We start from the raw sequence: 5625 nt of genomic DNA on the forward strand, positions 1-5625 counted from the left end.
GACCAGGGGACCACGAGCACCCGAGCCATCGTGTTCGACCACAGCGGCAGCATCGTCTCCTCCGGCCAGATGGAGCACGAGCAGATCTTCCCCCAGCCCGGCTGGGTGGAGCACAACCCCGCTGAAATCTGGAACAACACCCGCGAGGTGATCGGCTCGGCCCTGTCCAAGGCGAACCTGACCCGGCACGACATCGCCGCCGTCGGCATCACCAACCAGCGCGAAACAGCGGTGGTGTGGGACAAGACCACCGGCGAGGCGATCTACAACGCCATCGTGTGGCAGGACACCCGCACCCAGCCGATCGTGGACGAACTCGCGAAGGACGGCGGGGTAGAACGCTTCAAGCAGAAGGTGGGCCTGCCGCTGGCGACCTACTTCTCGGGCACCAAGATCGTGTGGATCCTCGAGAACGTCGACGGCGCGCGCGAGAAGGCCGAGTCGGGCGATCTGATCTTCGGCACCACCGACACGTGGGTGCTGTGGAACCTCACCGGCGGCATCGACGGCGGCGTGCACGCGACCGATGTCACCAACGCCAGCCGCACGCTCTTCATGGACCTCGAGACCCTGCAGTGGCGCGACGACATCCTCGCCGACTTCGGTGTGCCGCGGTCGATGATGCCCGAGATCCGCTCCTCCTCCGAGGTCTACGGCCAGGTCGAGTCGTCGTCGCTGCTGCGCGAGACCCCGGTGGCCGGAATCCTGGGCGACCAGCAGGCCGCGACGTTCGGTCAGGCCGCGTTCGACCCGGGTGAGAGCAAGAACACCTACGGCACCGGTAACTTCCTCATCTTCCAGACGGGCGAAGAGATCGTCCACTCCAAGAACGGTCTGCTGACCACGCTCGGCTACAAGCTCGGAGACGAGCCGGCTCACTACGCTCTCGAAGGGTCGATCGCCGTCACGGGTTCGCTCATCCAGTGGCTGCGCGACCAGCTCGGCATCATCTCTTCGGCGCCCGAGGTGGAAGCCCTCGCCCGCACCGTCGACGACAACGGCGGCGTGTACTTCGTGCCGGCGTTCTCGGGCCTGTTCGCGCCCTACTGGCGTCCCGACGCCCGCGGCGCGATCGTCGGCATGACGCGCTTCGTCAACAAGGGCCACATCGCCCGCGCCGCTCTCGAGGCCACGGCCTTCCAGACTCGCGAGGTACTCGAGGCCGTCAACGCCGACTCGGGCGTCGACCTCACCGAGCTCAAGGTCGACGGTGGTATGACCGCCAACGACGAGCTCATGCAGTTCCAGGCCGACATCCTCGGCGTTCCGGTCGTCCGACCCGTCGTGGCCGAGACCACGGCCCTGGGTGCCGCCTATGCAGCGGGCCTGGCCGTCGGTTTCTGGGACAACCTCGACGACCTGCGCGCCAACTGGCAGGAAGACAAGCGCTGGGAGCCCGACATGGACCCCACCGAGCGCGACCGCGAGCTGCGTCTGTGGAAGAAGGCCGTCACCAAGTCCATGGACTGGGTCGACGAAGACGTGCGCTGAGCACGCCCCCGCAAACGACGGAACCCCGTCGGCCTCGTGCCGGCGGGGTTCCGTCGTTCCCGGGGCCCTCGGCATCCGGATGCCGGGACTCAGCGCGCGGGTTTCGGGAACGCCGCCCGCACGGCGTCGGACTGCAAGTAGTCCGAGACCCCGATGAGGAGGATCGCGAAGAGGATCTGCTCCGTCACGACCCAGAACGGGTAGAGCCCGGGGATCGCGGCGAGAACGAGCGCCACGATCGGGAAGATGCGGCTGAAAAGCTGCAGGCGCCGGAACGCCCAGTACCAGCCCGCCCGCGCGCGCCAGAGGAAGTAGAACAGCGTCGTGGTGATACCGAGCACGACGAGGCACCGCATCCACACGGCGAAACCGACGTCGTCGCCGTTCAGGGTCATCACGGCGGCCACGATGATCGTGGCGACGCCGAGGAGGAATCCCGCGGCGAGCAGGATCGTCACCGCGCGGAAGGCGCGGCGGACGCGGGGATCGTCGGACGGGTTAACGCGATGATCGGCCTGACGACCGCCCGCGAGGCGGTCCAGACGTCGCAGGGCGGGTTCGAGCTGCATGCGCTCACTGTACGACGCGCGCCGCACCGCGCGATGTCAGGCGGCGGTGACGACGGGTTCGTGGCGCACGGGGAAGTTGACCGAGTTCGCGATGAAGCACCACTCGCGCGCCTGACGGTGCGCGGCGAGAGCGGCCTCGACCATGGACTCCTCCGCCACCACGACACGGGGCCGCAGCAGGACGTCGGTGAACGCTCCCCCACCCTTGCCGTCCTCGACCATGGTTCCGGTGGCCTCATCGCTGTACGAGACGACGACCACGCCCGTGGTCACGCACGCATGCAGGTACGACAGCAGGTGGCACTCGCTCAGCGCGCCGAGCAACAGCTCCTCGGGGTTCCACTTCGCGGGGTCGCCACGGAACGGCCTGTCGGCCGACGCCTCCACGAGCGGCTTGCCGTCCACCTCCAGCGAGACCGATCGGTCGTAGTCGCGGTACCCGCTCGTCCCGGTCCCCCGGTCGCCGGTCCACGTCGCCTGCAGACGGTACTGATGCTCTCCGATCATGCTCCCATCCTGCCCCCTCCCCGCGCCGCGGAGTCCGGGGCGCGGAAGATACGATGGACGGATGCCTGCCACGCCCCCGGATGCCGTCGAGATCGCCGTCGTCGAACGGAGCGGCTTCGTCGAGTCACGGCACAGCGGCGTGGCCGTCGTGCTGTCGCCCGACGGGTCGGAGCACACGGCCCTGGGCGACGTGAGCGCGCCCTTCCTCCCTCGCTCGAGCATGAAGCCGCTGCAGGCTCTCGCGTGCCTGTCCGCCGGTGCCGACCTCACCGGCGAGAGCCTGGCGCTGTCGACGGCGAGCCACTCCGGCACCGACCGGCACGTCGAGGTGGCCCGCGGCATCCTGCAGTCCGCCGGACTGACCGAGGACGACCTGGGGTGCCCCGCGGCGTGGCCGAGCGACACCGCGTCGCGCGACGATCTCGTCCGGGACCACGGCACCCCCTCTCCCCTGCGCATGAACTGCTCGGGCAAGCACGCCGCGATGCTGCTGACGTGCGTGGCCAACGGCTGGTCGACCGCGGACTACCTCGACCCGCAGCACCCCCTGCAGGTGCACATCCGCGAGGTGATCGAGCGCCTCGTCGGCGAGCGCGCCACCACCATGGCGATCGACGGGTGCGGTGCGCCGGTCTACGCGATGAGCCTGACCGGCCTCGCCCGCGCCATCCAGCGCATCGCGACGTCGTCGGAGCGCTCGCCGTTCGCGCTCCACCGCAGCGCCGGTGCGCTCGTGCGCGCCGTCCGCGAGAACCCGTGGACCATCGACGGCCCCGGCCGCCCCGACACCGTCGTGATCGAACGCCTGGGCGTGTTCTCTAAGTACGGCGCCGAGGGCGTCCAGGTCATGACGGCTCCGGACGGGACGACCGTTGCGCTGAAAACGCTCGACGGATCGACCCGGGCCGGCCACGCCGTCGCCCTGCGTCTGCTGGAACGCGCGGGGGCCCTCGACGCGTCCGCGGTCGCCGATACTCTCTCGGCGCTTCCGCTGACCGTTCTCGGCGGCGGAGCACAGGTCGGCGTCATCCGCGCCACGGTCTGAGCGGAGCCGGTCACCGCCGCCGTGGCGGGGCGACCGGCTCAGCGTCCTCAGATGCCGCCGTCGACCGACCGCGGGTACGTGATCGGCTCGTCGGGGACGAGCACCTCGGTGTCGCGGTTGAGGCTCTCCCCGCGGAAGAACGGCTTCGAGCGAGGGAAGGCGTACCAGAGCACCATCAGCACGACGCCGATCGCGAGCGCGCCGATACCGACGACGAACGTCCCTCCGATGCCCAGCAGGACCGTGTTGCCGTACTCGGGGTCGTACATGTCGATCGCCGACTGCACGAACGCGTAGGTCAGCATGAGCGCTCCCAGCAGCGGAAGGATGCCGCGGTAGACGAGGTTCCGTGCCGAGGTGAACAGGTCGCGGCGGAAGTACCAGACGCACGCGTAGCCCGTGATGGCGTAGTAGAACGCGATCGCGAGCCCGAGCGACAGGATCGAGTCCTGCAGGATGTTGTCGCTGATCAGCGTCATGCCGACGTAGTAGACGCTCGCGACGATGCCCATCACGAGCGTGGAGAACGACGGCGTCCGGAAGCGCGGGTGCACGGTGCTGAACCGCTTCGGCAGCGCCTTGTACGCGGCCATCGCGAGCGTGCCCCGGGCCGTGGGGAGGATCGTGGTCTGCGTCGACGACACCGCCGAGATCAACACCGCGACGATGAGGATCCAGCCGAACGGGCCGAAGAGTCCGTCCTTCAGGGCGAGGAACACGTCGTTGGCGTTGTCGGCGTTGGCCAGCCCCGTCCCGTCCTCGCCGACCCCGGCGTACATCATCGCGGCCACCGTGACCGAGACGTAGGTGCCGAGCAGGATGACGGTGGTGAGCAGTGCCGCCCGACCCGGGATGCGCTTGGGGTCCTTGGTCTCCTCGTTGAGGGCGAGACACGTGTCCCAGCCCCAGTAGATGAACAGGGCCAGCAGCACGGCCTCGGTGAAGCCGCTCCAGTCGGTGAAGCCCAACGGGTTGAACCAGGCGAGATCGAACGGCGTCGGGTTCGGCGCGGTGCCGTCGAAGAACTTCCACAGCGCCACCACCACGAACAGCGCCAGCACGAGGTACTGCACCCCGAGGAGGATGTTCTGGATGCGCTCGCCGATCTCGACGCCGCGATAGCTGACGTACGTCATCGCGGCGATGAACGCGACGCCGGTGGCGGTCACGAGCGGCACATTCTCGGCGAGAGACCCGTCACCGATGAGAGACCACAGGTAGATGCCCGCGATCTGGGCGAGGTTGGCGAGCACCACCATCCCGGCCACGGCGACGCCCCAGCCCCCCATCCAGCCGACCCACGGGCCGAATGCCTTCGTCCCCCAGGTGAAGGTCGTGCCACAGTCGGGCACATCGTTGTTCAACTCGCGGTACGCGAAGGCGATGAACAACATCGGAATGAAGGCGATGATGAACGCGATGGGCGCGGAGGCGCCGACGGCGAGGACGACGAAGCCCAGGGTGGCTACGAGCGAGTACACCGGGGCCGTGGATGCCAGACCGATGACGGTCGAGCCCCACAGGCCGAGGGTTCCCGCGGCCAGGCCCTTGCCGGCCGTCCGTTCGGGTGCGGAGGTCATCTGCTGAACCTAGGAGCAGCGACGCTCCGCGGTCAAGCTCTCGGGTTACGCGGCCCGACGGGTGACGTCGAGCACGACGATGGTGATGTTGTCGCGCCCGCCGTTCTCGAGGGCGGCGGCCATCATCGCCTCGACGGCGGCGGCGGGGTCGGGGTTGGCCTCGAGGAAGTGCCGGATGCCGAAATCGGTCAGTTCCTTCGTCAGCCCGTCGGAGCAGATGACGAAACGATCCCCGTCGACCACCTCGAGGCGGAGGTAGTCGGGCTTGACGCTGTCGCTCGGGCCGACGGCGCGGGTGATGACGTTGCCGTACGGGTGGTTCTCGGCCTCTTCCGGGCTCAGCCGGCCCGCGGCGATCAGTTCCTGCACGACGGAATGGTCGGTGGTGATCTGCACGATGTCGTCGTCGCGCAGCAGGTAGACGCGCGAATCC

The 5625-nt window shown here is 68.8% G+C and carries 6 protein-coding genes; 2 read left to right on the top strand and 4 right to left on the bottom strand.

Annotated elements, in window-relative coordinates; genetic code table 11:
• A partial coding sequence (glpK, locus tag LQV45_RS16425; protein ID WP_230007947.1) for a glycerol kinase GlpK occupies window positions 1–1491 on the top strand: 1491 nt, incomplete at its 5' end.
• 89 nt (window positions 1492–1580) lie between these two features.
• On the opposite strand, the gene LQV45_RS16430 is transcribed toward glpK, so the two are convergent.
• Window positions 1581–2060, bottom strand: a complete 480-nt coding sequence (locus LQV45_RS16430; RefSeq protein WP_230007948.1) for a hypothetical protein — start codon at window positions 2058–2060, stop codon at window positions 1581–1583.
• A 36-nt stretch (window positions 2061–2096) separates the two neighbouring features.
• On the bottom strand, window positions 2097–2567 hold the full coding sequence (locus tag LQV45_RS16435; protein WP_230007949.1) for an OsmC family protein: 471 nt from the start codon (window positions 2565–2567) through the stop codon (window positions 2097–2099).
• A 61-nt stretch (window positions 2568–2628) separates the two neighbouring features.
• Between LQV45_RS16435 and LQV45_RS16440 the strand changes: the two genes are divergently transcribed.
• The gene (locus LQV45_RS16440; RefSeq protein ID WP_230007950.1) at window positions 2629–3612 is read left to right on the top strand and encodes an asparaginase; all 984 of its coding nucleotides are present in this window, start codon (window positions 2629–2631) and stop codon (window positions 3610–3612) included.
• Window positions 3613–3659: 47 nt separating this feature from the next.
• On the opposite strand, the gene LQV45_RS16445 is transcribed toward LQV45_RS16440, so the two are convergent.
• Both LQV45_RS16445 and LQV45_RS16450 read right to left on the bottom strand, forming a co-directional pair.
• Window positions 3660–5192 (bottom strand): APC family permease, encoded by a 1533-nt coding sequence (locus tag LQV45_RS16445; RefSeq protein WP_230007951.1) that lies wholly within the window; start codon window positions 5190–5192, stop codon window positions 3660–3662.
• A gap of 45 nt (window positions 5193–5237) precedes the next feature.
• Window positions 5238–5625, bottom strand: a 388-nt coding sequence (locus LQV45_RS16450) for a PP2C family serine/threonine-protein phosphatase (protein WP_374208231.1), incomplete at its 5' end; no start/stop codon positions are given.

This window comes from Microbacterium sp. Bi128, assembly GCF_918698205.1.

What these genes read in the sequence shown, in the direction of transcription:
- LQV45_RS16430 (WP_230007948.1), bottom strand. Translation starts at nt 2,060, where the DNA reads ATGCAGCTCGAACCCGCCCTGCGACGTCTGGACCGCCTCGCGGGCGGT.
- LQV45_RS16435 (WP_230007949.1), bottom strand. Translation starts at nt 2,567, where the DNA reads ATGATCGGAGAGCATCAGTACCGTCTGCAGGCGACGTGGACCGGCGAC.
- LQV45_RS16440 (WP_230007950.1), top strand. Translation starts at nt 2,629, where the DNA reads ATGCCTGCCACGCCCCCGGATGCCGTCGAGATCGCCGTCGTCGAACGG.
- LQV45_RS16445 (WP_230007951.1), bottom strand. Translation starts at nt 5,192, where the DNA reads ATGACCTCCGCACCCGAACGGACGGCCGGCAAGGGCCTGGCCGCGGGA.